The 24,641-nt window shown below is 63.9% G+C and carries 24 protein-coding genes; 10 read left to right on the top strand and 14 right to left on the bottom strand.

What is annotated here, in order from left to right:
* Positions 1 to 10: 10 nt before the first annotated feature.
* From ACZ1JY_RS01575 to ACZ1JY_RS01560, 4 genes are all read right to left on the bottom strand, one after another.
* Positions 11 to 1,528: an XrtA system polysaccharide chain length determinant gene (locus tag ACZ1JY_RS01575; RefSeq protein ID WP_465130144.1), complete on the bottom strand. Its 1,518-nt coding sequence runs from the start codon at positions 1,526 to 1,528 to the stop codon at positions 11 to 13.
* A 10-nt stretch (positions 1,529 to 1,538) separates the two neighbouring features.
* Positions 1,539 to 2,186 carry an XrtA/PEP-CTERM system exopolysaccharide export protein gene (locus tag ACZ1JY_RS01570; protein WP_168903162.1) on the bottom strand — a complete coding sequence of 216 codons (648 nt, stop codon included), beginning with the start codon at positions 2,184 to 2,186 and terminating at the stop codon, positions 1,539 to 1,541.
* Positions 2,187 to 2,395: 209 nt separating this feature from the next.
* Positions 2,396 to 3,622: a pyridoxal-dependent decarboxylase, exosortase A system-associated gene (locus ACZ1JY_RS01565; RefSeq protein WP_465130143.1), complete on the bottom strand. Its 1,227-nt coding sequence runs from the start codon at positions 3,620 to 3,622 to the stop codon at positions 2,396 to 2,398.
* A complete protein-coding gene (locus tag ACZ1JY_RS01560) occupies positions 3,619 to 5,145 on the bottom strand; it encodes an acyl-CoA ligase (AMP-forming), exosortase A system-associated (protein ID WP_465130142.1) in 1,527 nt (508 codons plus the stop codon). The genes ACZ1JY_RS01565 and ACZ1JY_RS01560 overlap by 4 nt, the downstream gene beginning before the upstream one ends.
* Before the next feature lie 17 nt (positions 5,146 to 5,162).
* Between ACZ1JY_RS01560 and ACZ1JY_RS01555 the strand changes: the two genes are divergently transcribed.
* Genes ACZ1JY_RS01555 through ACZ1JY_RS01540 form a run of 4 tightly spaced genes read left to right on the top strand, consistent with a single transcriptional unit; the run spans position 5,163 to position 7,914 of the window.
* Positions 5,163 to 6,167 carry a GNAT family N-acetyltransferase gene (locus ACZ1JY_RS01555; RefSeq protein WP_465130141.1) on the top strand — a complete coding sequence of 335 codons (1,005 nt, stop codon included), beginning with the start codon at positions 5,163 to 5,165 and terminating at the stop codon, positions 6,165 to 6,167.
* Between the two features lie 36 nt (positions 6,168 to 6,203).
* Positions 6,204 to 6,461 carry an acyl carrier protein gene (locus ACZ1JY_RS01550; protein WP_465130140.1) on the top strand — a complete coding sequence of 86 codons (258 nt, stop codon included), beginning with the start codon at positions 6,204 to 6,206 and terminating at the stop codon, positions 6,459 to 6,461.
* Entirely contained in the window at positions 6,458 to 7,129 is a 672-nt protein-coding gene (locus ACZ1JY_RS01545) for an alpha/beta hydrolase family protein (RefSeq protein ID WP_465130139.1), read from the top strand. The genes ACZ1JY_RS01550 and ACZ1JY_RS01545 overlap by 4 nt, the downstream gene beginning before the upstream one ends.
* Positions 7,126 to 7,914: a hydrolase 1, exosortase A system-associated gene (locus ACZ1JY_RS01540; RefSeq protein WP_465130138.1), complete on the top strand. Its 789-nt coding sequence runs from the start codon at positions 7,126 to 7,128 to the stop codon at positions 7,912 to 7,914. Before ACZ1JY_RS01545 ends, ACZ1JY_RS01540 begins: the two co-directional genes overlap by 4 nt.
* Here the strand turns inward: ACZ1JY_RS01540 and trxB are convergent.
* The 6 genes from trxB to ACZ1JY_RS01510 all read right to left on the bottom strand — a co-directional run bounded on the left by trxB (position 7,911) and on the right by ACZ1JY_RS01510 (position 13,089).
* Positions 7,911 to 8,885 carry a thioredoxin-disulfide reductase gene (trxB, locus tag ACZ1JY_RS01535; protein ID WP_465130137.1) on the bottom strand — a complete coding sequence of 325 codons (975 nt, stop codon included), beginning with the start codon at positions 8,883 to 8,885 and terminating at the stop codon, positions 7,911 to 7,913. The genes ACZ1JY_RS01540 and trxB overlap by 4 nt on opposite strands.
* Positions 8,886 to 8,982: 97 nt before the next feature.
* Positions 8,983 to 9,849: a tyrosine-protein phosphatase gene (locus ACZ1JY_RS01530; protein WP_465130136.1), complete on the bottom strand. Its 867-nt coding sequence runs from the start codon at positions 9,847 to 9,849 to the stop codon at positions 8,983 to 8,985.
* 39 nt (positions 9,850 to 9,888) lie between these two features.
* Positions 9,889 to 10,275, bottom strand: coding sequence for a response regulator (locus ACZ1JY_RS01525; RefSeq protein ID WP_118074107.1), 387 nt, complete (start codon positions 10,273 to 10,275; stop codon positions 9,889 to 9,891).
* On the bottom strand, positions 10,272 to 11,381 hold the full coding sequence (locus ACZ1JY_RS01520; RefSeq protein ID WP_465130135.1) for a PAS domain-containing protein: 1,110 nt from the start codon (positions 11,379 to 11,381) through the stop codon (positions 10,272 to 10,274). The genes ACZ1JY_RS01525 and ACZ1JY_RS01520 overlap by 4 nt, the downstream gene beginning before the upstream one ends.
* Positions 11,382 to 11,455: 74 nt before the next feature.
* Positions 11,456 to 11,890 carry a hotdog fold thioesterase gene (locus tag ACZ1JY_RS01515; RefSeq protein WP_118074109.1) on the bottom strand — a complete coding sequence of 145 codons (435 nt, stop codon included), beginning with the start codon at positions 11,888 to 11,890 and terminating at the stop codon, positions 11,456 to 11,458.
* Positions 11,887 to 13,089, bottom strand: coding sequence for a M20 metallopeptidase family protein (locus ACZ1JY_RS01510; RefSeq protein ID WP_465130134.1), 1,203 nt, complete (start codon positions 13,087 to 13,089; stop codon positions 11,887 to 11,889). Before ACZ1JY_RS01510 ends, ACZ1JY_RS01515 begins: the two co-directional genes overlap by 4 nt.
* A 136-nt stretch (positions 13,090 to 13,225) precedes the next feature.
* Between ACZ1JY_RS01510 and ACZ1JY_RS01505 the strand changes: the two genes are divergently transcribed.
* On the top strand, positions 13,226 to 14,473 hold the full coding sequence (locus ACZ1JY_RS01505) for an acetyl-CoA C-acetyltransferase (protein ID WP_465130133.1): 1,248 nt from the start codon (positions 13,226 to 13,228) through the stop codon (positions 14,471 to 14,473).
* 120 nt (positions 14,474 to 14,593) lie between these two features.
* The gene (locus tag ACZ1JY_RS01500) at positions 14,594 to 15,598 is read left to right on the top strand and encodes a sensor histidine kinase (protein WP_465130132.1); all 1,005 of its coding nucleotides are present in this window, start codon (positions 14,594 to 14,596) and stop codon (positions 15,596 to 15,598) included.
* 106 nt (positions 15,599 to 15,704) lie between these two features.
* Here the strand turns inward: ACZ1JY_RS01500 and ACZ1JY_RS01495 are convergent, their stop codons facing one another.
* Positions 15,705 to 17,033 carry a M28 family peptidase gene (locus ACZ1JY_RS01495; RefSeq protein ID WP_465130131.1) on the bottom strand — a complete coding sequence of 443 codons (1,329 nt, stop codon included), beginning with the start codon at positions 17,031 to 17,033 and terminating at the stop codon, positions 15,705 to 15,707.
* Positions 17,034 to 17,169: 136 nt separating this feature from the next.
* On the opposite strand from ACZ1JY_RS01495, the gene ettA reads away from it, so the two are divergent.
* Complete coding sequence (gene ettA / locus ACZ1JY_RS01490) at positions 17,170 to 18,843, top strand: energy-dependent translational throttle protein EttA (RefSeq protein ID WP_039331432.1); 1,674 nt, start codon at positions 17,170 to 17,172, stop codon at positions 18,841 to 18,843.
* A gap of 337 nt (positions 18,844 to 19,180) precedes the next feature.
* On the opposite strand, the gene ACZ1JY_RS01485 is transcribed toward ettA, so the two are convergent.
* Together ACZ1JY_RS01485 and ACZ1JY_RS01480 are read right to left on the bottom strand one after the other, a co-directional pair.
* Positions 19,181 to 19,654 carry a DUF6265 family protein gene (locus ACZ1JY_RS01485; RefSeq protein ID WP_465130130.1) on the bottom strand — a complete coding sequence of 158 codons (474 nt, stop codon included), beginning with the start codon at positions 19,652 to 19,654 and terminating at the stop codon, positions 19,181 to 19,183.
* Between the two features lie 29 nt (positions 19,655 to 19,683).
* Positions 19,684 to 20,271 (bottom strand): flavin-binding protein, encoded by a 588-nt coding sequence (locus ACZ1JY_RS01480; protein ID WP_465130129.1) that lies wholly within the window; start codon positions 20,269 to 20,271, stop codon positions 19,684 to 19,686.
* 191 nt (positions 20,272 to 20,462) lie between these two features.
* Between ACZ1JY_RS01480 and ACZ1JY_RS01475 the strand changes: the two genes are divergently transcribed.
* On the top strand, positions 20,463 to 21,404 hold the full coding sequence (locus ACZ1JY_RS01475) for an RcnB family protein (protein WP_465130128.1): 942 nt from the start codon (positions 20,463 to 20,465) through the stop codon (positions 21,402 to 21,404).
* A 58-nt stretch (positions 21,405 to 21,462) separates the two neighbouring features.
* Here the strand turns inward: ACZ1JY_RS01475 and ACZ1JY_RS01470 are convergent, their stop codons facing one another.
* Positions 21,463 to 21,831: a MarR family transcriptional regulator gene (locus ACZ1JY_RS01470; RefSeq protein WP_168903148.1), complete on the bottom strand. Its 369-nt coding sequence runs from the start codon at positions 21,829 to 21,831 to the stop codon at positions 21,463 to 21,465.
* A 249-nt stretch (positions 21,832 to 22,080) separates the two neighbouring features.
* On the opposite strand from ACZ1JY_RS01470, the gene ACZ1JY_RS01465 reads away from it, so the two are divergent.
* Positions 22,081 to 22,773 (top strand): prolyl hydroxylase family protein, encoded by a 693-nt coding sequence (locus tag ACZ1JY_RS01465; RefSeq protein WP_465130127.1) that lies wholly within the window; start codon positions 22,081 to 22,083, stop codon positions 22,771 to 22,773.
* Complete coding sequence (locus ACZ1JY_RS01460) at positions 22,764 to 24,626, top strand: DUF885 domain-containing protein (RefSeq protein WP_118074119.1); 1,863 nt, start codon at positions 22,764 to 22,766, stop codon at positions 24,624 to 24,626. Before ACZ1JY_RS01465 ends, ACZ1JY_RS01460 begins: the two co-directional genes overlap by 10 nt.
* The last annotated feature ends 15 nt before the right edge of the window (positions 24,627 to 24,641 follow it).

Here is a 24,641-nt window from a genome sequence, read left to right as displayed (position 1 = left end):
GCATCTCTCCTCAGGCCACCATGCCACGCTTGAGCATCTCGACGCCGAGCAGGACGAAGAGGACGACGAACAAGCCCGCCACGCCGCCCGCCCAGTATTTCAGGCGCTTGGCGCGCAGGGCCCGCATATCGCGCGTGATCCCCTCGGAAATCGCGCCGAGCACGGGCAGGCCGGTGGCACGCTCAAGCTGGCCGGTGGTCGAATAGGCGGACTTGAGCTGGCCCAGCGCGAACGCGCCGCCACAGCCCGCGCCAATGCCGACGATCAGCACAAGGAACAGCAGCAGCGGCCGGTCTGGCGCCGCAGGGCCGCGCGGCATCGTCGGCGGATCGATCACCTCGAACTTCACAGCATCACGCTCGGTCTCGACCTGGCCGCGCAGACGCAGCTGTTCACGGTCGCGCAGGAGCTTGTCGTACTGCTCCTTGAGCACATCGTAATCGCGGTTGATGCGCGCGGCTTCGGCAGCCACGGTCGGCTCGGTGTACTGCTGCGCGGTCAGTTGCGAGATTTCGGCCTGCAGCGATGCGCGGCGCGATTGGAGGGAGACGAGGCTGGCCTCGCGGTCGGCCTTGATCGATACCAGCGAGCTGTAGGCCGGGTTCGGCGCGCCGCCGCCACCGCCCTCGCCCGCCGCTGCCTTCTGCAGGTTGGCGATCTGCGCCTTGGCCGAAATCACGTCGGGGTGGCTGTCGGTCAGCCCCCGCGCGCGCATCGATCCAAGATCCGACATGGCCTGAGCCAGAGCGCCCTTGGCCCCGCCCGAAACCCCGGGAATGGCAATGGTCTGCGGCGTGCCCGAAAGCTGGCCGTTGATCGAGGCCAGCGCGCTCTGCGCCGCAAGCAGGTTGGATTCGACATCGCGCATCTGGTTGCGCGCCGCTTCAAGCCGGGTGGTGAGCGAACCGGCACCGGGGATGAAGCCGGCGTTCTTCGATTCGAACTCGGTGCGCTTGAGCTCGGCTTCTTCCAGCGCCTTCTTACGGTCGGCCAGTTGCTGGTCCATGAAGGCCAGCGTGTCGGTCATTTCGCCACGACCGCCTGCAAGGTTCTCCTCGCGGAAGATGTCGATCATCTTCTGGACAACGTCCTGCGCGAGCTTGGCATTCTCCGCGTCGTTGCGGCCGCCACCACCCGCCGTGCCGGTAATCTCGAACAGGTTGTCCTGCTGGCTGACCACCGTCACCTGCTTGCCGAGGCTCTCGACCGCAGACTGCATCTGCTTGTCGGTAGTGACCTTGTCGCCAAGCCGCGTGGCGCGGACCACCTTCTCAAGGTTGACCGCGCTGGTCAGGGTCTGGCGCACACGCTCGATATCGCGCTTGCGGTCACCACCGATGCCGATCTGGTCGGCCAGCACGTCATCGATCTGTACGAAGATGCGGGCCTTGGATTCATAGCTGTTGGGCACCATCGCCACAACCAGCCAGCCAAGCAGGCACACCGCCCAGGCAACTCCCAGCGCAATCCAGCGGCGATGCCAGATGCCGTGGAGCGCTATGCGCACTTCTTCGTAGATGCTGGTCATCGGGGCGCGCTCAGAACGTGCTCTCGGGGATGATGATCACGTCACCGGGCATCAGCAGCACGTTGGCCTTGGTATCGCCCTTGCGCAGCAGATCGCCGATGCGCACCGCATATTCCTTCTGCGCGCCCGACTGCTTGTCGAACCGCACCAGCCGCGCCTTGTTGCCGGCCGCGTATTCCGAAAGGCCGCCCACTGCGATCATCGCATCAAGCAGCGTCATGTTCGCGCGGAACGGGATCGAGGCCGGCTTTTCGGTGGCACCGACAATGCGCACCTGCTGACTGAAGGTCCCGGCAAACTTGTTGACGATGACCGAGACGATCGGTTCCTGGATGTACTGCGAAAGCTGGAGCTTGATGTCCTCGGCCAACATTGACGGCGTCTTGCCGACGGCCGGCATGTCGGTGATCAACGGCGTGGTGATGCGCCCGTCCGGCCGAACCTGCACGCTCGCGCCCAGTTCAGGATTGCGCCAGACGAAGATGGTCAACTCGTCAAGCGGGCCGATCACGTATTCCTCGCCCGGCCCCTCCTGCAGCGCCACGAACGAGGCGGGCGGCAACTGCGGCCCCGCCCCAACCCCGCCGCAACCCGTCAGGGCAAGGCTCAACATGGCCGTTCCGGCAAGCATACGGGTCAGGCGGGAATTGAACGGCATGGACAGTCCTTCTTGCTGCGGTGCCCCCGCCCATCTGCCTTGTCGGCAACGGGCACGGGTCCGCAAATCACCGCTGGCTATCGCCAAAAAGGGTGAAGATTGCGTTAGCCTTGATTGCTTGAAGGCGTGACGCCAAGCGCCCATTCGCCGCCGTCCCGTAACGGGACTGGCATGGCGTCATCCGTTAACGGCCGGAACCTATGCTCTTGTCAGACAAGCATTTCCGCAGCCGGACCCTGGCCCAGGAACATCGCCGGGCTGGCGCTCGCGCCATAGGCACCGGCGCAGAATATGGCGACAATATCGCCGACGTCAGCCCGCGGAAAACCGCCCTTGTCGGCCAGCCGGTCGAGCGGCGTGCACAGGCATCCGACGATGCTCGCCTCCTCATCCGCCGCCGCATCGAAGCGCGTGGCGATGGCACTGGGATAATTGCGCCGGACCACCGTGCCGAAGTTGCCCGAGGCGGCGAGTTGATGGTGCAGTCCGCCATCGGTGACGAGGTAGATCTCGCCATGGCTCTCCTTGCGATCAACCACGGTCGCCAGGTAAACGCCCGCTTCGCCAACAAGATAGCGACCGAGCTCGATGCAGAATGCCGTGTCACGCAGAACTTCCGGCAGATCGGCAAAGCGCTCGGCCAAGGCGGCGCCGACTGCGTTGATATCAAGCGGCTCATCCCCCGGAAAATAGGGAATGCCAAAACCCCCGCCGAGATTGCACTTCGGCAGCGTCACCCCGGTTTCCTCGGCCAGGCGCGCGGCCAGTGCCAGGGTCTGCCCCTGCGTTTCGATGATCGCATCGGCCGAAAGCGCCTGACTTCCGGCAAAGATGTGAAAGCCTTGCCAGTCCGCCCCCGCAGCGATCAGCTTGCGTGCGAGCGCCGGTACTCGGGCCGCATCTATGCCAAACGGCTTGGCCCCGCCGCCCATCTTCATGCCCGACCCTTTGAGGTCGAAATCCGGATTGACCCGAATGGCAAGCCGCGGACGAAGGCCCAACCGCTCAGCAATGGCCAGCGCGCGGCTCGCCTCACCCTCGGATTCGAGGTTCAGCGTCACCCCTGCCAGGATAGCGGCTTCAAGCTCCGCGTCACGCTTTCCCGGTCCGGCAAAGCTGACCAGCGCCGGGTCGATCCCCGCCTCCCGGACGATTGCGAGTTCGCCGCCCGATGCAATGTCGAAGCCGTCGACCAACCCGAGCATATGCTTTAGCAAAGGTTCGTAAGGATTTGCTTTGACAGCATAATGAATGGAAAGCCGGTCCGGCATCGCTGCGCGCAATGCCGCAACCCGCGCCGTCAACAGCTCGTGCGAATACACGAACAGAGGCGTCGTGCCTGCTTCGGCGACGAGCTCTGTCACCTTGCGCCCGGCGACTGCCAGCACCCCGTCGACAGAGGTGTAACCCGAAGGAATGGGGCCAAGCGGCTTCATGGCTGCATCTCCTCGGCCAGTTCAGCGGCCAGTGCAACTCGGTCTAGCTTACCATTGGGACTGACGGGCATTACCTCGCGCCAATGTACGTGACGCGGCACCATGAAGTTCGGCAAGGCGCGGGTCAGCGCCGGAACCAGGCCATCCTTGTCGGCACCGGGCATCGCGCGCGCCACGAGATGGATTGCTTGCCCAAGTTGCGGATCCGGCAAGCCGAGCGCGACGGCCTCAGCGACGATCCCGGTGGCAACTGCGGCTTCTTCCACTTCCTGCGGGCTCACGCGATTGCCGCTGGTTTTGATCATGGCGTCGCGCCGCCCGACGAAATGCAACAGTCCTTGGGGATCGCGCTTCACCCGGTCTCCCGACCAGACGGCCATGCCGCCAAGCTTGGAGCATGCAGGCGCGGGCTTGAAACGCTCCGCCGTGCGCTCAGCATCCTGCCAATACCCTTGCGCGACGAGCGGCCCGGCATGGACCAATTCGCCTTCCTCCTCGGCATGAGCTTCGTCCCCCAAGTCATTGACGACCAGCACTTCTGCAAAGGGGATTGCGCTACCGATCGAGGTTGGATGCTCGTCCACCAGCGCGGGATCGAGATAAGTCGATCGGAAGGCTTCGGTCAGCCCATACATCGGATAGAGGTCGGCCGCTGGAAACTTCGCCCGCAACGCTCGGACCAGCGATGGCGTCAATGCTCCGCCGCTGTTTGTCAGCCGCCTCAGCGATTGCGCGGCGTCCCGCGGCCAGTCCAGTTCCACCAGTTGCAGCCAGAGTGGTGGCACGGCAGCAATGGTGGTGATGCCGTGCCGGGCCACAGCCTTCACCACATCGCGCGGCGTGAGGTAATCCAGCGGCACCACGCTGCCCCCGGCGTACCATGTGGAAAGCAACTGGTTCTGGCCGTAATCAAACGCCAGCGGTAGCACGGCGAGCACGCGGTCCTGCGGCCTGACCTTCAGGTAGTGCGCAACGCTCACTGCCCCCAGCCAGAGGTTGGCCTGGCTGAGCATCACACCCTTCGGACGCCCTGTAGAGCCACTGGTATAGAGGATGGCGGCAAGACTATCGGGCTCTGCACCGGACGGCGGAAGCTCGCCACCATCGGCTTCGACTTCAGCCCAGAGCGCGGCTTCCTCGATCACCGGGCAAGGTGCGTCGCACTCTTCCAGCGTATCGATCCGGCCCTTGTTCGCAATCAGCAGCGCCGCTCCGCTGTCGGCGAGAATATGCGCGACCTGCGCGCGCTTCAGCAGCGGATTGACCGGTACGTGGACCAACCCTGCTCGCACAGCTGCCAGTGGCATCAGGCAGGCGAGTTCGGTCTTGGGCAGCCACGTCGCCACCCGCGCGCCCGTTTCGCCGACGCGCGATTTCAACCACTTCGCAAGGGTTCCTACACGCGCATTTAACGCTTCATGGCTAAGCGTGCGGTCCTTGAGCACCAGTGCAGGGGCATTTCGCTCGCCGCGCAGGGCAAGGTGGTCGAGCGGATACACAGTGGGATCGGGCGTTTCGGGCACTCGGTTCTCGATAGGGAATGGTACAAGCGTTGGACGTCTATCACGCCAGTCTTAAGGAAGCGCAAGCGGACCCGCGCGTGATCGCGGTGCAAGGCGCTTCGCCGTTCGAGCGGCTCGACTGGCTGGCCTTGCTCACATCGCATTGCCTCGACGAGACAAAAGCGCGGGTCACCATCGCTGCGGATGCGCAGGGATGTACCGCCCTGCCCTGGCTCGAAGGCAAAGGGCGGATCACTGCGCTTGCCAATTGGTACAACTTTTTCGTTGGATTTCTGGGAGATGAGATTCGTCTTTCGGAGATCGTGCGAAGACTGCCTCATGGCCGAGCGCTGTTCGCCCCCTTGCCCGAGGATGACGCCGCTGCCCTTGCTGAGGCATTCCGCAAGGCGGGCTGGATGGCACTGGTCGAGCCTTGCGACAGCAACCACATCCTTGCAGTCAATGGTCGCAGTTTCGCCGAATACTGGACCGACCGTCCCGGCGCGCTGCGCGAAACCGTCCGCCGCAAGAGCCGCAAGGGCGAAGTGAACCTGAGGCTCGTCACGCAATTTTCCCAAACCGATTGGGATGCTTACGAGGCAATCTACAGGTTGAGCTGGAAGCCTGGCGAAGGGTCGCCGGATTTCCTGCGGGCCTGGGCCGAAATGGAAGGCAAGGCTGGTCGCTTGCGACTTGGCATTGCCGAGGTTGCCGGCCAACCAGTTGCCGCGCAATTCTGGACGGTCGAGGGCGGCACCGCGTTCATTCACAAGCTCGCGCATGATGAACGCTTCCGCAAGCAATCGCCGGGGACCCTGCTCAGCGCGGCCATGTTCGAGCATGTGATCGACCGCGATGGCGTGTCGCTGATTGATTTCGGCACAGGGGATGATCCGTACAAGCGCGACTGGATGGACGCTGTGCGGGTGCGCTGGCGGGTTCGGGCATGGAGAAAGTCGTCGGTCCGTCATTGGCCTTCGTTGATCCGTGCTCTGGCAGCGCAAAGGCTGCGCCCCCTTGTCTCCCGGAACCACCATGGTTAAGGGCCCGATGAAACTGATAACGGCAGCTGGACACTGATGAGCGACACCGACAGCACCCTGCGCGCGATCCTCAAGGACGTTCTTGGCCTCACGGCCGAGCGCGTGGCCGCTTTCGATGCGTCCACCGGCCTGTTCGGAGAACTGCCCGAGCTTGATTCGATGGCCGTGGCCGGCCTGCTTACCGAGATCGAGGACCGGCTCGACATCGTGATCGAGGACGACGAGGTCGATGGCGAACTGCTCGAGACCTTCGGCAATCTGCGATCTTTCCTGGACGCCAAAGTCACGGCGTGATTGCGCGCTGGCCTTGCCCCGGCCCCGAAGGCCAGAGCGAGGAGTATGCGCTTGCCTTCGATCGCGGCCGCGAGAAACGGCTGCTGATCGTCCCGCCCCTGTTCGATGAAGCCAACCGCATGCGGCGGATGCTGGTCGATGCCATGCGCTTGCTGGATGACGCAGGCGTCGACACGTTCCTGCCCGACCTGCCCGGCTGCCATGAAAGCCTGCAGCAATTCGAGGCACAGAGCCTCCACGGCTGGCGCAGCGCGATGCAATTGGCTTCAAGTCACTTCCGTGCGACCGACGTGCTGGCGGTGCGCGGCGGCGCGCTGGTGTTTCCCAATGCGCTGCCGGGCTGGGCGCTGGAACCCGCGAAGGGCGCAACGATCCTGCGCCAGATGATCCGCGCCCGCGTAATTGCCTCACGCGAAGCGGGCGTGAATGAGGACAGCGCGGCGTTGCTCCAACTCGGCCGCAGCGAAGGACTGGAACTCACCGGGTGGCGCTGCGGTGCGTCGCTTATCGCCGGGCTGGAGAACGCCTTGCCGCAGGTCGAAGGGCATCACCTCATTGCGCAAAACCAGTTGGGCGGTAGTGGGCTGTGGCTGCGCGCGGAGCCTGCAGCAGCGCCCGAACAGTCCGCCGCCCTCGCCCGCGTGATCCTGTCCGAGATCGACGCGTGACCCGGCGCCACCTCACCTTCACCTGCGAGGGCGCGACGCTGATCGGCACGCTGGACCGCGAGGCCGCAAGTCACTCGACCGGTCTGCTGATCGTCTCGGGCGGCAGTGAACTGCGCTCAGGCGCCTGGAGCGGACAGGCGCAACTGGCCGCCCGGATCGCCAGCGAAGGCTATCCGGTGTTTCGCTATGACCGGCGCGGCGTCGGTGACAGCCAGGGCGAGAATCGTTCGTTCCGCCACTCCGGGCGGGATATTGCAGCAGCGCTGGCCGCATTCCGTTCAGCGGCACCGCACGTTTCGCGCATCGTCGCGTTCGGCAATTGCGATGCGGCCGCAGCGCTGATGCTCAATGCGCCTGCACTGGCAGCTGATGCCCTCGTTCTCGCCAACCCTTGGACGATAGATGGCGAGGAAGCGCCAAACGCCATGCCCGCGTCGGCCATCCGCAGCCGCTATCTCGCCAAGCTCGCCAACCCGCGTGAGGTCTGGCGGCTGCTCACCGGCGGGGTGAACCTCGGGAAGCTGGCCAAAGGATTGCGCACTGCGGCCTCGTCAGACCCGGCGCCCGCTGGCCTTGTCGACGAGATGAAGACCGGCTTGGCAGCTTTCAACGGCCCTGCAACGATCCTCCTCGCCAGCCGCGACCGTACGGCGCAGATGTTCAGCGAAGTGTGGGACAACGCAGACCCGCGCATTCAGCGCATCGACAGCGCGTCACACAGCTTTTCAGACAAAGCCGCGCGCGAATGGCTTCACGCGCGGCTGATCGAAGTGCTCAGGCCTTAAACCGCTGCGACTTCCGCCTGGGCGGCCTTGAAGTCCAGTTCGGCAAGGAAGCGCTCGGAATCGAGCGCGGCCATGCAACCCGTCCCCGCCGCCGTCACGGCTTGGCGGTAGGTGTGGTCCATCACGTCACCGCAGGCAAAAACGCCCGGGATGGCAGTCTTCGGCGTGCCGGGTTCGACCACGATGTAACCGCTCTCGTCGAGCTCCAGCTTGCCCTTGAACAGTTCGGTCGCCGGAGCATGGCCGATCGCCACGAACGCGCCGTCCGTCTCGACCACGCTTTCCGCGCCCGTAACGGTATCTACTACCTTCAAGCCGGTCAGGCCCTTGCCCGCCTCGCCGACGAAGCTGTCGACCTTGGCGTTCCACAACACCTTGACGTTGGGGTGCGCGAACAGGCGATCCTGCAGGATCCTCTCGGCGCGCAGGGAATCGCGGCGGTGGATCAGCGTCACGTCGGGCGAATGGTTGGTAAGGTAGAGCGCTTCCTCGACCGCGGTGTTGCCGCCGCCGATCACCACGACCTTCTTGCCGCGATAGAAGAACCCGTCGCAGGTAGCGCAGGCCGAAACGCCTTTGCCAGAAAACTCCTGCTCGCCCGGAACGCCCAGCCACTTGGCCTGCGCGCCGGTGGCAATGACCAGAACATCGCCTTCATAGATGTCGCCGCTGTCGCCGACGGCACGGAACGGACTGCCGTCCATGTTCACTTCGAGGATCGTGTCCCACATCATCCGCGTGCCGACATGTTCGGCCTGGGCCTGCATTTCCTGCATCAGCCACGGCCCCTGGATCACATCGCGGAAGCCGGGATAGTTCTCGACATCGGTGGTGATGGTCAGTTGGCCGCCGGGCTGCAGCCCCTGCACCACGATCGGCTGCATCCCTGCGCGCGCGCCATAGATCGCGGCAGAAAGCCCGGCCGGGCCGGAACCGATGATGAGCATGCGGGTCTTGTGCGTGGTCGCCATGGGAAAAGTCCTCCAGTCGCCAGCGAGATAAGCAGCGCGCGGGCCAAAAGCCAGTCCGCGCCCCCCGCTTTTTCCGCAGCTATCGGACAGATTTTCTTTATTCGACGAGGTTGGCTTCCATCGCGGCGAGCACCTGCGGCGTCACCCCCAGAACTTCCTCGGCATAGGCCTCGACCGAGCCGTGGCGCGCCTCGATCGCGGCGAAGGCGCGCTCGAGAAACGGTGCTTCCACCCCCATCAGCACGCGGACGGCAGCATCATCCATGCGGATGCCGAACCCTTCCCGCACGTGCCGCGCTCCTGCCTCGATACGAGCCTCGGCATTGCCGGCGCTGTTGGTAAGCAGGTAATCCGCGACGATGTCATCACGGTGAACGCCCAGCAGAGCGTGAACCAACGCCGCCGCCACGCCGGTACGATCCTTCCCGGCAAGACAGTGCAGCAAGCTTGGCGACGGCTGCTCCGCCAGGGTTCGCATGTAGAGGCGATAAGTGCCCACGAGAACCGGCCGGTACGGCAGCGTCTCGTAAAGAGCGAGCATGGCCTGCCGCGCATCGTCGGCGGTGCGCACATCGCGGGCCATCTCTTCGTGCGCCGCGCGCCCGGCCGCGCTTGCGGTTTCGCCGGGATGGAACAGCACGCTGCCCTCGAACTCTGGGTGCCTGAGGCAACGGTTGGCAGCGCGCTCGCTGTCGCCGCGCAGGTCGATAACGGTGGCAATCTGCAAGGCGTGGACTTTTTCGAGATCCTCAGTCGTTGCCTCGCTATGCTGGCCCGAGCGCCACAACACGCCCTTGCGCAACTGCCCGTTGCGTGCGCCATAGCCGCCGTAGTCCCGAAAATTGTGGATGCCCGTCATCGCCAGTACCCGGGCGTATTCCTGCTCGCTCATGTCACCGTCCTTGCTGCGCACAGCAATGGCAGCTTCGTCCCAGCGTGCAAGCCTGTCCGCCTGACGTTTCACGTGGTATCCGCAACACCGGACCGGCAGAACGAAAGCTGTTTATTGCCGAACGGCCAGCGGTTCGAGCGCGCGGGCGACGACCACCGCGGCAGGTGTCGGCTTGGGCACAAGAGTCCCGCCCAGCCGCCGGACAGCCTCGTCCATGCGATCGAGATCGCCGGTGTGCAGCACATAGGGGACACCCATCGCCGCAAGCGTCCGCGCCACCTGTTCACAGGTCTGCCCCTGGCCGAGCGAAACATCGAGGATGGCTGCGGAAATCGCATTGTTCTGCACAATCGACAGCGCTTCCATGAGATCAAGCGCAGTCAACGGCTTGCACCCGGCATCTTCGACCGCAAATTCCAGGTCGAGCAGGATCAATGGTTCATCGTCGAGCACGAGCACCCGGCACGGCTCGGACGAAGCATGATGCATCCCGCTCATTCTGCGGCATCCCTCAAGGGAATGCTGAGACGGGCATGTAGCCCCTCGCGCTTCAACTCTCTCACGATTCCTCCCCTCGCCATGCCGAGCATGCGATCCACGATGCCGTCTGCCGCGCCCGAGTTCGCCGCCGCTTCCAGCAGCGAGCCAGTTCCGCGCCCATGTTCTACCCAATCAATCCGTATCGCCGGGCTCTCTGCCGACCCATTGCGCTGCCAGCCAACCGTAACGCGTCCGTCGTCCCGACTGAGCGCGCCATGCCGGATGGCGTTCACCGCGAGTTCGTGCAGGGACAATCCGAGCACCGAGACCGACGCAAAATCCGATCGAAGCCCATTGCCCTCGAACAGGATGCGCGTTCCGTCCGGATCGTAAGGTGCAAGCACGGCACGAATGGCCTGGCCCACCTCGACCGTTCCCCGGTGTGAATCGTCGAGTGTGGTCTCATAGGCCCGGCCCAGCGCCTGTATGCGATCGTTGATTTCCCGCGCCTCGACCTCGATGCCGCGCGCCCTGCCGGTGAAGTTCACGATGCCGCCGATCACGGCGAACATGTTCTTCATGCGATGGGACAGTTCGCGCGCCAGTTCGCGTGCGTGCAATTCGTCGGCACGCGCCGCGCGCACGTCCGATACGTTCCATTGGCTGCCGAAGAAATAAACCAGTTTGCCTTCGGCGTCATAGACCGGGCCAAGATGGAGAGCGTTCCAGAACGAGCTGCCGTCCTTGCGATAGTTGAGCAGTTCGACCACCGTCACATCCTCGCGCTGGAGCGCGTTGCGGATCCTCCCCAGCGAAGAGCGGTCGCTTTCGGGGCCCTGCAGGAAACGGCAATTGCGACCGACGATCTCGTCTTCTTCATATCCGGTAAGATGTCGGAACGCCCGGTTTGCAAAGACGATGGGCATATCTGTCTGATGAGGGTCGCACAGGCAGATTGCCATGCGCGTCTGCGCCATGGCCTGCTCGAACAGCACGCCGGATGCCCCGGCGAACGTGTCTTCGGGGTGTTGCGCCCGAAAGCGCGCTACGGACGGATCGAACACGGTATGGGCCTGATCGATCGGACCAGACCCAGGAATTTCATCTGAAGTGTTACGGTTCATATCAGTGGCTACCTGCCACCGAAAATGCAGTTCCTACTGCTTGGTTCCGGAAAAAAGTAATAAATTCATGGGTGTCATTTCCGTTCCAGCGGAATGACGGCGAGTGTCAGACGGGATATACAGACCAGCTTGTCCAATTCGTCGACGATGCGGATAGACCAGACGTGGGTGCTGCGCCCCAATGCCTCCGGCCGCGCGGTCGCATAGACCCAGCCGTCGCGCACCGGTCGCAAGTGGTTGGCATTGATTTCCATGCCCACGCAAGCGAACCGGTCAGGGTCCACCACCATCGCTCCGGCCATCGAGCCGATCGTTTCTGCCAGCGCAACTGATGCGCCCCCATGCAACCGTCCGAAAGGCTGATGCGTGCGGTGGTCGACCGGCATGCGCGCCGATATCCAGTCGTCGCCGCAGTCATGAAACTCGATGCCGAGATGGGCCGGCATCGAGGAACTGCCCAATTTCGTCAGCCGCTCGATCGAGGGCCTTTCGCCATTCCACCAGATCAAGCTGCAAATCCCTCAGCCAGGAACCGCACGGCGCACCCTGCCAGAACCGCAGTGCCGAGCGGCAGCACGCTTTCGTCCACCATCATCCTGGTGGAGTGGATCGAACAGCAAGAGCGCCAGTCTGCGCCTTCGTGGGCCACGCCCAGGAAGAACATCGCTCCGGGCACTTTCTCGAGTACATAGGAGAAGTCTTCCGCCCCCATGATCGGGGCGTCCAACCGGTGGAAGCCACTATCGCCCGTAAGATCGCGAACAACCTTCTCCCCGAGGTCGACAGCACGTCCATCACACACGGTGACAGGGAACCCCGGTGTGATCGTCACTTCGGCCGTCATGCCGTGGGCCGCGGCGATGTTCGTCGCCACCAGCCGCAGCGCTTCATGCAGGCGCGCACGATTGCCCGCAGAGAGCGTGCGCAACGTGCCGCGCATGGCGACCCGATCGGCGATCACGTTGTGGGCCGTTCCCGCCTCTATCTTCGCCACGGTGGCCACGACAGGATCGCTGACCGGGAACTTCCTCGTGACGACCGTCTGGAGCGCGGTGACGATATCGCAAGCCACTGGCACCGGATCCAGCGCGTCGTGCGGCATCGAGGCATGGCCGCCCCGGCCGTGCACGACGATGTCGAACTGGTCTGCCGAAGCGAGCAACGGCCCTGCCCGACCGGCCACCAGGCCATGCGGGCTATTGGGCATGATGTGCAGGGCAAAGGCAGCATCGGGCAGCGGATCGATCAGCCCGTCATCGAGCATGAAGCGAGCGCCGTGGAAGCCCTCCTCGCCCGGCTGGAACATGAACTGCACCTCGCCTGCAAGGTCATCAGCCCGGGCGCAAAGCAGTTCGGCGGCACCTGCCAGCATGGCGGTGTGCGTGTCATGTCCGCAGGCGTGCATTGCGCCCGGGATGGTGGAGGAGAAGTCGAGCCCGGTCTCCTCGGTCATGGGCAGCGCGTCCATGTCTCCGCGCAGCAGAACGCGCCGTCCTGGCCCGGCCCCGCCTTTCAGCGTGGCCACCAGCCCGGTCGTCGACGGCCCCTCACGCCATGTCAGCGGCAGATGGGCGAGCGCGGCGCGGACCTTGTCCCGGGTCTTGGGCGTGTGCAGGCCGAGTTCGGGTTCGGCATGGATCGCGCGTCGCAGCGTGACGATCGCATCGGAATAGCCGCGCGCCTGTTCGAGCAGTTCGTGGTGGAGCATCTGGGCCTCTATGGCTGGAATCTGACCAAGCTGACACGTCGCCGCGCCTGTGTCGAGCCTTCCGCTTTGGACTTGCACCAGCGGGCAGGACGCGTTAATCGGTCGATTAAATAGCCCAATGACGGAGAGAGTCCCGATGCCCGAAGCCTATATCATCGATGCCGTTCGCACTCCGCGCGGGGTCGGCAAGCCCGGCAAGGGCGCGCTGTCGCACCTGCACCCGCAGCATCTTGCCGCCACGGTGTTCAAGGCGCTCAAGGAGCGCAACAACCTTGATACCGCGACGGTCGACGACATCATCTGGTCGACCTCGTCGCAGGTCGGCAAGCAGGGCGGCGACCTCGGCCGCATGGCGGCGCTGGCCGCGGGGTATGACATCAAGGCATCGGGCACGACGCTTGACCGCTTCTGCGGGGGTGGCATCACCTCGGTGAACCTTGCCTGCGCCTCGGTCATGTCGGGCATGGAAGACTGCGTCATCGCCGGTGGCACCGAGATGATGAGCTTCACCGGCGCCCATGGCGCGGAACAGGCCAATGCCGGGATCAAGCCTCTGGGCATGGGTTCGGGCAACATGGCGCTCGACGCAATCCACCCGCAGTCGCACCAGGGCGTGTGCGGCGATGCCATCGCCAGCATCGAAGGCATCAGCCGCGAAGCGCTCGACGCGCTTGCCCTCGTCAGCCAGCAGCGCGCCGACAAGGCAATCAAGGAAGGCCGCTTCAACAAGTCGGTCGTGCCGGTCCTGAACGAGGACGGTTCGGTTGCGCTTGACCGCGAGGAATTCCCCCGTCCTGAAACCACTGCCGAAGGCCTCGCCGCGCTGAAGCCGAGCTTTGCCGGTCTTGCCGACTTCGATCTCGGCGGCACGAGCTTCCGCAAGCAGATCAACCGCCGCTACCCGGACGTGGAAATCCAGCACTTCCACCATGCCGGCAATTCCTCGGGCGTGGTCGATGGCGCGGCGGCGCTGCTGATCGTCTCGCCCGCCTATGCCGAAAAGCATGGCCTCAAGCCGCGCGCCCGCATCGTCGCTTATGCCAACCAGGGCGACGACCCGACGCTGATGCTCAACGCGCCGGTGCCTGCGGCGAAGAAAGTGCTCGCCAAGGCTGGCCTCAGCAAGGAGGACATCGACGTCTGGGAAATCAACGAAGCCTTTGCCGTTGTTGCCGAAAAGTTCATCCGTGATCTCGAACTCGATCGCGAGAAGGTGAACATCAACGGCGGCGCGATGGCGCTTGGCCATCCGATCGGCGCGACCGGTTCGATCCTGATCGGCACCGCGCTCGACGAACTCGAGCGGTCGGGCGGACGCTACGGCCTCGTAACGATGTGTGCTGCGGGCGGCATGGCGCCAGCGATCATTATCGAGCGCATTTAACCAAAGTAAATACTCGAGACAATTAGTGGCCCGGCGATCGAATGCCGGGCCATTGTTTTTCAAGAAGTTGCAAATGTTACGTTGCAATACGTCGCCAGCGCTGGCATTTGTCGAGCTAATATGCCCGCATTTCCGCGAACTCTTGTCAGACCCCTGCGTGGTAAGCTGTCCGGCTACGCCGTAGCGATTGGCCTTGCGGTAATCGCCACGATACTCAGGCAGGCAGCCGACAATCTTCTACCTCCCGGCTTCCCATTCCTGACGTTCTTTCCCGCCGTGATCGTCACCGCATTTGTTGCCGGACGCGGCCCCGGCGCGCTCTGTGGCGTGCTTAGTTTGTTGTCTTCATGGTATTTTTTCATTCCGCCAGCGAATACTTTTGTGCTCTCTGCTCCAGTGGCGACCGCGCTGCTATTCTTCGCAGCAGTGGTGATTGTGGATGTCCTTCTGATCGACGGGTTGCAGCAGCGGCAGGAGAAACTGGTCGAAAGCCAGCGCCAGCTTGCCGCCATGGCCGACCAGCAAACCCTGCTTTTTCAGGAACTTCAGCACCGCGTCGCCAACAATCTTGCCTCGGTTTCGGCCATGCTGCGCATCAAGCGGCGCCAAATAGAACGCGCGCCGGAGACCGCCCCGGCACTGCTTGAGAGCGCCGATCAACGGATCGAGCTGATGGGCCGTGTGCACCGCCAGCTCTACGACCCGGCCGCGCGCGAGCTGGCCCTGCCCGAGCAGATCGAAAATGTGGTCGCGCAGGCGCAGGACGTTGCCGGTGCCAGCCATGTCACGGTGATCGTCAGCGCCGTCGATGCACGCCTTGCGATTGACCGGATGATGACGCTGATGCTGCTCATCACCGAGGTCCTCAACAACTCGATAAAGCACGCTTTTCCAGAGGGTTCAGCCGGTGAAGTGCGGCTGACGCTGGATCGCGTCGCGGCGGGGCGTCTGCGTCTGACGATTGCCGATAACGGCAAAGGCCTGACACCTGAGGCTACCGGAACCGCGCGTCACAATGGCCTTGGCACCGCGATCACCAAGGGCTTTGCAACCCAGCTGGGCGGGACGATTTCCGTCGACGGCAGCAACGGCGTAACCACCGTGGTGGAGTTCCCGGAGGGCTGAGGAGAGCATTTCCAACTCTACCCCAACTCCCCCATAACTCTACCCCAACTCTCCCTCCATTCGTGCAGGCAAAGCCCCAACTCGGCGAGGCTTAGCCCATGCACCTTCAGGGTGCCGCAGCGATCGGCCCCGCCTCGTTGGCGACGACCTTGAGAACTTCGGTCCAAGCCGCGACATTTTGCGCCAATTCGGCGGGATCGACCTTGTCTAGAGTGTCGTCCGGGGTGTGATGGAGATCGAAGTAGTGGGTGCCGTCCTGGTTGAGATCGACGACGGCGAGCTTCTGCCTTTCGATCACCGGTTCGACGTCGGTCCCGCCATCGGCCTTGCCGCTTCCGCGAACGATGCCCATCGGTGACAGTACGGCAGCGATGCGATCGGTCAGCGCCTTGTCAGCCATGTTGAACTGGACGCGCCAGACGCGGGCGGCGCCGAAGTCGCTTTCCATGGCAAGGGCGTGGGGTTCGGTGTGCTTTTCGGCGTAGGCCTTGCCCCCGAAGCCGCCGAGTTCCTCCGAGCCCGCCCAGAGGACGCGGATAGTGCGCAACGGCGCCCCGCCTTCCTGCGCCTTCAGCGCGGCAGCGGTGATGATGGCGCAGCCGGCCGCATCATCGATCGCACCGGTGCCGAGGTCCCAGCTATCGAGGTGGCAGCCGAGCAGGATCGGCGGGAGTGAGGGATCGCGGCCGGGAAGTTCGCCGATGACGTTGCCCGAGGGCAAGTTGTCGGTGGTCTTGCCGGTAAGCGTCAAAGACAGGCGGATCGGCTTGCCGCTGCGGGCGATGCGGGCGATCAGATCGGCATCGGGGTTGGAAACCGCGCCGGCCGGGATCGGTTTTACTCCGTCGGGAAACGTGGTGCCGCCGGTGTGCGGGTTGCGGTGGTTGTCGGTGCCGATCGAGCGGATCACGACGCCCAGCGCGCCCTTGCCCGAGGCGATGGCGGGACCGGCGCGGCGGACCTGACCGTAAGGACCGTAACCGCTGCCGTCCTGGTTGCGCTTCATGGCGTGGTCGATGAAGGCGATCTTGCCGTTGAGCGAGCCTGCTGGCGCGGCCCTGAGGGCATCGAGCGTGGGGAAATAGACGACTTCGCCTTCGATGCCCTTTTCAGTCGTGGTGCCGCTGTAGCCCAGCGCCGTGACCGCGAGCCTGAACGGGATGGGCGCAAGGAGGCTGGCTTCGTCACGCCCGCGCACATAGCCGCGGATCCTGAAGGGTTCGACGGCGACCTTGCTGAAGCCCAGCGCCTTCAGTCGCGCTTCGGCCCAGACGCGGGCGCGGGCTTCCGCTTCGGAACCGGGCATGCGCGGGCCGACTTCGCTGGTGAGCCCGGCGAGCAGGTCCCACGCGACATCGCCATTCGTATCCTGGGCGTAAGCGGTTGAAGCGAATAGGGTGGCGGTGAGCGCGAGGGCGCGAGCTTGGTTTCTCATGCAACCGTGCTATCGCCCGGCCCACCGCCTGCCAAGCCCTGCCCGCCGCCCTTGTCGCACAAGCCCCGCTTGCCCGACCCTTCGCGCTCGGATAGAGGGCGCGCAACAGTTTTTGCCTTCTACCCAAGGACCCGAGATGGCTGCCCAATACGCCTACGTCATGAAGGACATGACGAAGACCTTCCCCGGCGCGCAAAAGCCGGTGCTGAGCAATATCAACCTGCAGTTCTATCAGGGCGCAAAGATCGGCATCGTCGGCCCGAACGGTGCCGGTAAATCGACTCTGATCAAGATCATGGCCGGGATCGACAAGGACTTTACCGGCGAGGCGTGGCCGGGCGAGAACATCACCGTCGGCTACCTTGAGCAGGAGCCGCAGCTCGACGAGAGCAAGACCGTGCTTGAAAACGTCAAGGACGGCGCGCGCGAAATCGCCGACATGGTCGAGCGCTTCAACCAGATCGGCATGGAAATGGCCGAGGAAGACGCCGATTTCGACGCGCTGGGCGCCGAGATGGCCGAGCTGCAGGACAAGATTGACGCCGTCGATGGCTGGACGCTCGACAACCAGCTCGAAATCGCGATGGAAGCGCTGCGCTGTCCGCCGGGCGACTGGTCGGTGGCGAGCCTTTCGGGCGGTGAAAAGCGCCGTATCGCGCTGACCCGCCTGCTGATCCAGAAGCCTTCGATCCTGCTGCTGGACGAACCGACCAACCACCTTGACGCAGAATCCGTCGAATGGCTGGAAAACCACCTCAAGGATTATGCCGGCGCGGTGCTGATGATCACCCACGACCGCTACTTCCTTGACAACGTGGTGGGCTGGATCCTCGAACTCGACCGCGGAAAGTACTTCCCCTACGAGGGCAACTACTCGACCTACCTCGAGACCAAGGCCAAGCGCATGGCCCAGGAAGAGCGCGAGGAAAGCGGCAAGCAGAAGGCGCTGCAGCGCGAACTCGAGTGGATCCGCCAGACCCCGGCCGCGCGCCAGACCAAGTCAAAGGCGCGTATCCGCAAGTTCGAGGAACTGCAGAACGCCCAGGACAACCGCCCAGTCGGCAAGGCGCAGATCGTCATCCAAGTGCCAGAGCGCCTTGGCGGCAAGGTGATCGAGGTGAAGAACATCTCGAAGGCCTATGGCGACAAGCTGCTGTTCGAAGACCTGTCGTTCATGCTGCCGCCCGGTGGCATCGTCGGCGTTATCGGGCCGAACGGTGCGGGCAAGTCCACGCTGTTCAAGATCCTGACCGGCAAGGAAACGCCCGACAGCGGGACCGTGGAAATCGGTTCGACCGTCCACCTCGGCTATGTCGACCAGAGCCGCGACGATCTGAACCCGGCCAACAACGTGTGGCAGGAAATCTCGGACGGCCTCGATTACATGAAGGTCAACGGGCAGGACATGTCGACGCGTGCCTATGTCGGCGCGTTCAACTTCAAGGGCCCGGACCAGCAGAAGAACGTCGGCAAGCTTTCGGGCGGTGAGCGCAACCGCGTGCACATGGCCAAGATGCTCAAGGCCGGCGGCAACGTGCTGCTGCTGGACGAGCCGACCAACGACCTTGACGTCGAAACGCTGGCGGCACTGGAAGACGCGATCGAGAACTTTGCCGGTTGCGCCGTGGTCATCTCGCACGACCGCTTCTTCCTTGATCGTCTGGCGACGCACATCCTTGCGTTCGAGGGCAACAGCCACGTCGAATGGTTCGAAGGCAACTTCGCGGCCTATGAAGAGGACAAGCGCCGCCGTCTGGGCGATGCGGCGGATCGTCCGACTGCGCTGGCGTACAAGAAGCTGACGCGCTGACGCGCTTTGGCAAGAAGCTGACGCGCTGACGCGCTTTGGCAAGAAGCTGACGCGCTGACGCGCTTTGGCAAGAAGCGCACGCGCTGATTTTTTCGCAGATTGGTGATTGAGACACCCCGTCGGTCAATGCGGCTGGCGGGGTGTTTTCTGTTTCACGCAGAGGCGCGGAGAAGAAAGGGAGACGCAGAGAGGTCCCGATTGCGGCGAAGCCGATCTTACAATCTCACGTGGCAGTTTGCGGAAACGTTGAACCTTCGGAGCGGCTTCGTCGCCTGCGCTGATCCTCCGCGTCTCCCTTTCTTCTCCGCGCCTCTGCGTGAACTATCCTGCTTTCGGATCAGCCCTTGCGGCGGAAGCGGAAGACGAGGGTTTCGGTCTTGCCGCCTTCGCTGACCTTGACCGAGGCTTTCATCGTATCGACGCCGGTGCGTTCGTAGACGAGGCCGGAGAAATCCAGCCGGTCGCCCTCGCGGTCGGTCAGGGGGAAGGACACGACCTTGTCCTTTTCTTCCCAGCCGGTGAGATCGCCGTTGAAGTGCTTGAGGCGGTAAGCGAGCGAGCCGCCCTCTTCGACGATGGTGATGAGTTCGTAGAACATCACCGTGCCGTCCTTGTTCAGCTGGCGGAAGTGGCCCACCATCTGGCCGCCTGCCGGCGGGGCATAGGCTTCGAGCGCGGGTGCGCCCTCGATACCCTCGCCTTCCCAGGAGCCTTGCAGCCAGGCAACGTCGGCCAGTGTGGCGGGCGGTGCGGCCATGGCGCCGGTGATCGTAAGGATGGCGGCGGCGAATGTGACGAGCGGTCTGATCATGGCTGTCCCCTCTTTGATCGCAGGTTACATCACGGCGCGAGCCAAGTCGCCTCCCACGGCGAGGCTGCATCTGCGCGGGTGAAGCGGGCGCGGGTGCCACCTTCGTGGGTGAGTTGCAGCCAGTCGAGGCAGCGCACCTCGACCAGCAAGACGGCGAAGTTGGCGCGGCCGGGCAAGGTTTCCTCGATGCTCGGCGAGCGGTGGCGGAGGTGTTCGGGAATGGTCGGGCCGGCGGATTCCACCTCAGCGCTGGGGCCGGTGCCGGCGAGGTAGCAGCGGCGGCTGGAGGCCGTGGCGCGCTCCCACGCGGCATCGGCGGCGGCGCCGTGATGTTCAATGCGCCCTTCTCCGCGCATGCGGAGCTGGATGCGGGTTTCTGGATCGTAAGCGAGGACGCTGACCGGGGCACCAGTTGCAATGAGGGCACACTTGGGACTGCGCAGGTCGGTGTGGAAACGCAGGGTCAGGTCCGGTGTAGCCTCGCGCAGGACCATGATCCTGAGATCGCCGTCAGAGGTGCCGACGACGGGCGTATGCATCGCGCTGCGGCGCTGCTTCACAGCCTTGGCGAGGCGATCGGTGGCATCGGCAAGAACGCTATCGAGCGTCAACTCCATTCATCTTTCCCCATGCGAACCTGAACGAAAGGCTACCAAGCCGGTTCAGATATCGGACAGCGCGAATCGTTTATTACCATCGTATTAAAGCTGCGAAGGGTGTCGCGGCTCTTCATATCGGGAAAGGGTCGGTCACGATGTCCGGCAAGTCAATCTTCAGAAGCAGTGCACTTTACGCACTGGCTGTGGCCATGACCGCAACAGCAATTCCCTCGACGGCGTTTGCCCAGCAGCCGCAGCGCGAAGAGCGTGGCGGCGGTTGGCAGCGCGGTGGCGAAAGCCGTGGCGGCGGCGAGAACCGTGGTGGTGGCAACTGGCGCGGTGGCGGCGATTTCCGCAACCAGCAGGTCCAGCGGCCGCAGACTCCACAAGTGCAGCGGCCGGCCTGGGGCGGCAGCAATCCGCAGGCCCAGGCGCGGCCGGAGCAGGCACGGCCAGATCAGTCACGTCCGGCATGGCGTGGGCGGACCGAGGGTTCGCAGCGGGACTGGGGCCGCTCGCAGGGCCGCGACTGGCAATCGGGCACCGTGAACCGTCCGGCACCGGCACAAAACGCCGGCCGGCCCGCCGTGCCCGAGCGCGGCTGGGACGGCAGGCAGTGGAACGGGACCAACCCCGGCAACCAGAACGCCGGGCGGGATTGGAACCGCGATCGGGATCGGGACGGTCGTGACTGGAACCGGGATCGGGACGGGCGCAACTGGAGCCGCGATCGCGATGGCCGGACCTGGAACCGCGACGGTCGTGACTGGAACCGCGACAACTGGCGGCGCGACGATCGCCGCAGCGACAACTGGCGCAACAGCTATCGCGGGGACTATCGCCGGTGGAGCAACGACTGGCGGCGGGACAACCGTTATAACTGGAACCACTACCGCAGCGTGAACCGCGGGATCTATCGGATGCCACGGTACTACTCGCCCTATCGCGGGTACAATTACAGCCGCCTGTCGATCGGCATTTTCCTGAACTCTGGCTTCTATGGCCAGAACTACTGGATCAACGATCCCTGGGCCTACCGCCTGCCGCCTGCATACGGTCCGTATCGCTGGGTGCGCTATTGGGACGATGTGCTACTGGTCGACGTCTATTCCGGTGAAGTGGTGGACGTGATCCACGATTTCTTCTGGTAAGGCGTCCAACCCATCGGGCCCCTGCACCACGCGGTGCGGGGGCCTTTTTCTTGGCCGGTCAGGCCTGTGTGTGCTCTGCCAGTGTGCGCAGCACGTTGAGCATCATTTCCCGACCCTGCCCGGTCAGCCGCACGTAGCGGCGGCGCGCGTCGGTCGTATCGGGTTCGCGGAAGATCAGTCCTTCATCCTCGAGACGGGCGATCCAGCGCAGGATCGTGGTCGACGGGATGCCTGCATCGAGGCACACGCTCGACACCTGGATATCGGTGCGGCGGCAATCGGCGATGAACAGGTCGAGGAGGATGTCCCAGCCGGGTTCTGCGAACAGGCCGGGCCGTCCGCTCGCCTCGTCGCGCTTGCGCCGCAGGTTGTAGAGCGCTTTGGCGAGCCGAAGGGTTTCGGCGTTGGGATCTACGTAAGCGTCCAAGCAATGCTCCATGCGAGCGACAAGAAATCACGAGAAGCATGCTGGCACCCGAAGCCGACAAATGGCATTGCGACTGTGCAGATCCCGACCCTTGAAGGTCTGACAGCATTCATGATCTATTGGTGACCCGAGATGACCTCATAAGGAAGTTTGGTTAACGCAAAGGACTGCAGAAAGCTTCGCCAAATCCATAGTATTAGTCCGGTTCGGATCAATTGAACTGGGTGGCGGTGACGAGACGATTCGAACATGAGATCGCGCAACATGGGATTGTTTTCAAAGAAGAGTCAGTCATATGCAGAGACCTCGGCGCTGCGTTCGATCGGGGAGACAGTCCGCAACCGTCTCGCAAACGACTCTGGCGCCTATCGTATCCCGGTGGATGGGCTCGAGATCTTTGGCGTGGCCGATTTCCTTTCAGCCGCCGAGTGCGAAAGGCTGATCGCCATGGTCGACAAGGTGGCGCGCCCTTCCCCCACCTACAAAGGCACGGACGCGACCGGCCGAACCAGCTATACCGGGGACGTGGATCCCTTTGACCCTTTCATCCTGATGCTGCAGCGTCGCATCGACGACCTGACTGGCATCGATCCGGCGTTCGGCGAGACGATCCAGGGGCAGCGGTATGAACCGGGACAGGAGTTCCGTGGCCATTATGACCACTTTCTGCCTTCGCAGCATTTCTGGGATACGGAACAGAAACGCGGCGGCCAGCGTAGTTGGACGGCCATGGCGTATCTCAACGCCGTGGAGGAAGGCGGGACGACCGACTTCACCCGCGTCAACCTTTCCATCCCGCCGCAACCGGGTGCGCTGTTGCTCTGGAACAACATGAAGCCCGATGGCACACCAAATCCCGATGCCCTGCACGCCGGAACCCCGGTCGTGCGCGGAAAGAAGTATGTCCTGACGAAGTGGTACAGGTCGCGCCCATGGCATTGAAACGGGGGGCCTGGCACGGCCTGATCGCTCTGGCTTTGCTGCAGCCGGGCATGAGCCATGCTGCAGCTGAGACAGCAGCCCCTTCCGTTGTCGCGGCGCAGATCGACAATGGCCCGCAGGCGCAAAGCGGTCTTTCCGAAAACGCCCAGCTGGAGCGGATCTTTGCCGATGAAATGCGGCAAGGTTTCGCGCTCGACCCGGTTGGCGCCCTGCAGCAAGGCCAGCGCGTTTCGGTCGAGGCTTTCCTCCAGCTGTTCTCGCCCGAACTGGCAAGGGCGCGGCGCGAGGCAAATGCGCAAGTGCTGGCACGGTTGCGGCAAATCACCCCCGGCAAACTGGACGAGCCGCACCGCCTTTCGCGCGAAGTGCTGATCGATGCAAAAAGCGCCGACGCCGCACTGCTGCAACCCGACCTCCTGGCGTTGACCGAGGTCCGCCCGTTCAATCACTTCGGCGGTTTCCACGTTTCCTACCCCGAACTTTCATCGCCGGGCAGCGGTATCGCCCTGGAGACCACAAGCGATTACGAGTTGCTGATCGCACGGCACCGCGTGCTCGGGCGCGTCTTCGATCAGGCTACTGCGCGTTTCCGCGAGGGAATGGCAAGCGGCGTGACTGAACCCCGGCTGACGGTGGACAACATGATCGCGCAGATCGATGCGCTGCTGGCCCAGCCGGTCGAGCGATCGCCCTTCACCAGTCCAGCGCGGAGCTTTCCGAGCAGCTTTTCGAACGCGGAAAAGCTGCGACTGCGCAAGGATCTGTACGCCGTCACCCGGCGCGACATCTATCCGGCCTACCGCAAGCTCCGCCGGTTTCTGGCAGACGATTACCGCTCTGCAGCGCGTGAGCAGGTGGGCCTTTCGGCCTTGCGCGGAGGCGGCCCGCTCTACCGCGAGCTGATCCGGGCCTATACCACGCTCGATCTTGATCCCGAGACCGTACACGCCATGGGTCTGGGCGAAGTGTCGCGGATCCAGACCGAGATGGAGCAGGTCAAGACGGAGCTGGGCTATACCGGGCCCTTGCGTGGGTTTTTCGACGATCTGCGGACCAATCCGCGCTATCACCCCAAGACCGAGCAACAGCTAGCGGATGGATTTCGCGCTGTCGGCCGCAAGGTTGACGCGCTGGCGCCGCACTACTTCCTGCATCTGCCCCGCACGCCTCTGCAGATCCAGCCCTACCCTGCCTATCGCGCAAAGTTCGAAGCCGGCGGCAGCTATGCGCAAGGGACGCCCGATGGCGTGCAGCCCGGAACGTTCTTCTTCAACACATACGACCTCAAGAGCCGCTACCTGACGGGCGTGACCACGCTTTACCTGCACGAGGGCGCGCCGGGCCATCATTTCCAGATCAGCCTTGCGCAGGAGAACACAGCCCTGCCGGATTTCCAGCGCTTTGGCGGCAACAACGCCTACATCGAAGGCTGGGCGCTCTACGCCGAGACGCTGGGGTTCGAGATGGGCCTCTACAAGGACCCGATGCAGCATTGGGGCACGCTGGACGACGAGATGCTGCGTGCGATGCGGCTGGTGGTGGATACCGGGCTGCACGCGAAAGGGTGGACCCGCGATCAGGCGGTGGATTACATGCTGACCAATTCGGGCATGGGCCGCAGCGACGCCGAGGCGGAAGTGGACCGCTACATAGCAATTCCGGGGCAAGCGCTATCGTACAAGATCGGAGCGCTTACGATCCAGCGGCTGCGCAAGGAGGCCGAAAACGCGCTTGGCCGCAAATTCGACATTCGCGCATTCCACGATCAGGTGCTGGGATCGGGAGCGCTGCCGATGAAGGTGCTGGAAGGCAAGGTGCGCGGGTGGATCGCTCGCACCCGCGCTGCCCGTTAGGGTCAGGACCCTAGA

It is taken from the genome of Novosphingobium sp. BL-A-41-Hi4B-X5A, from assembly GCF_055521705.1.
The sequence above is the reverse complement of the archived record's forward strand: the minus strand, read 5'-3'. Positions and strand labels throughout refer to the sequence as shown.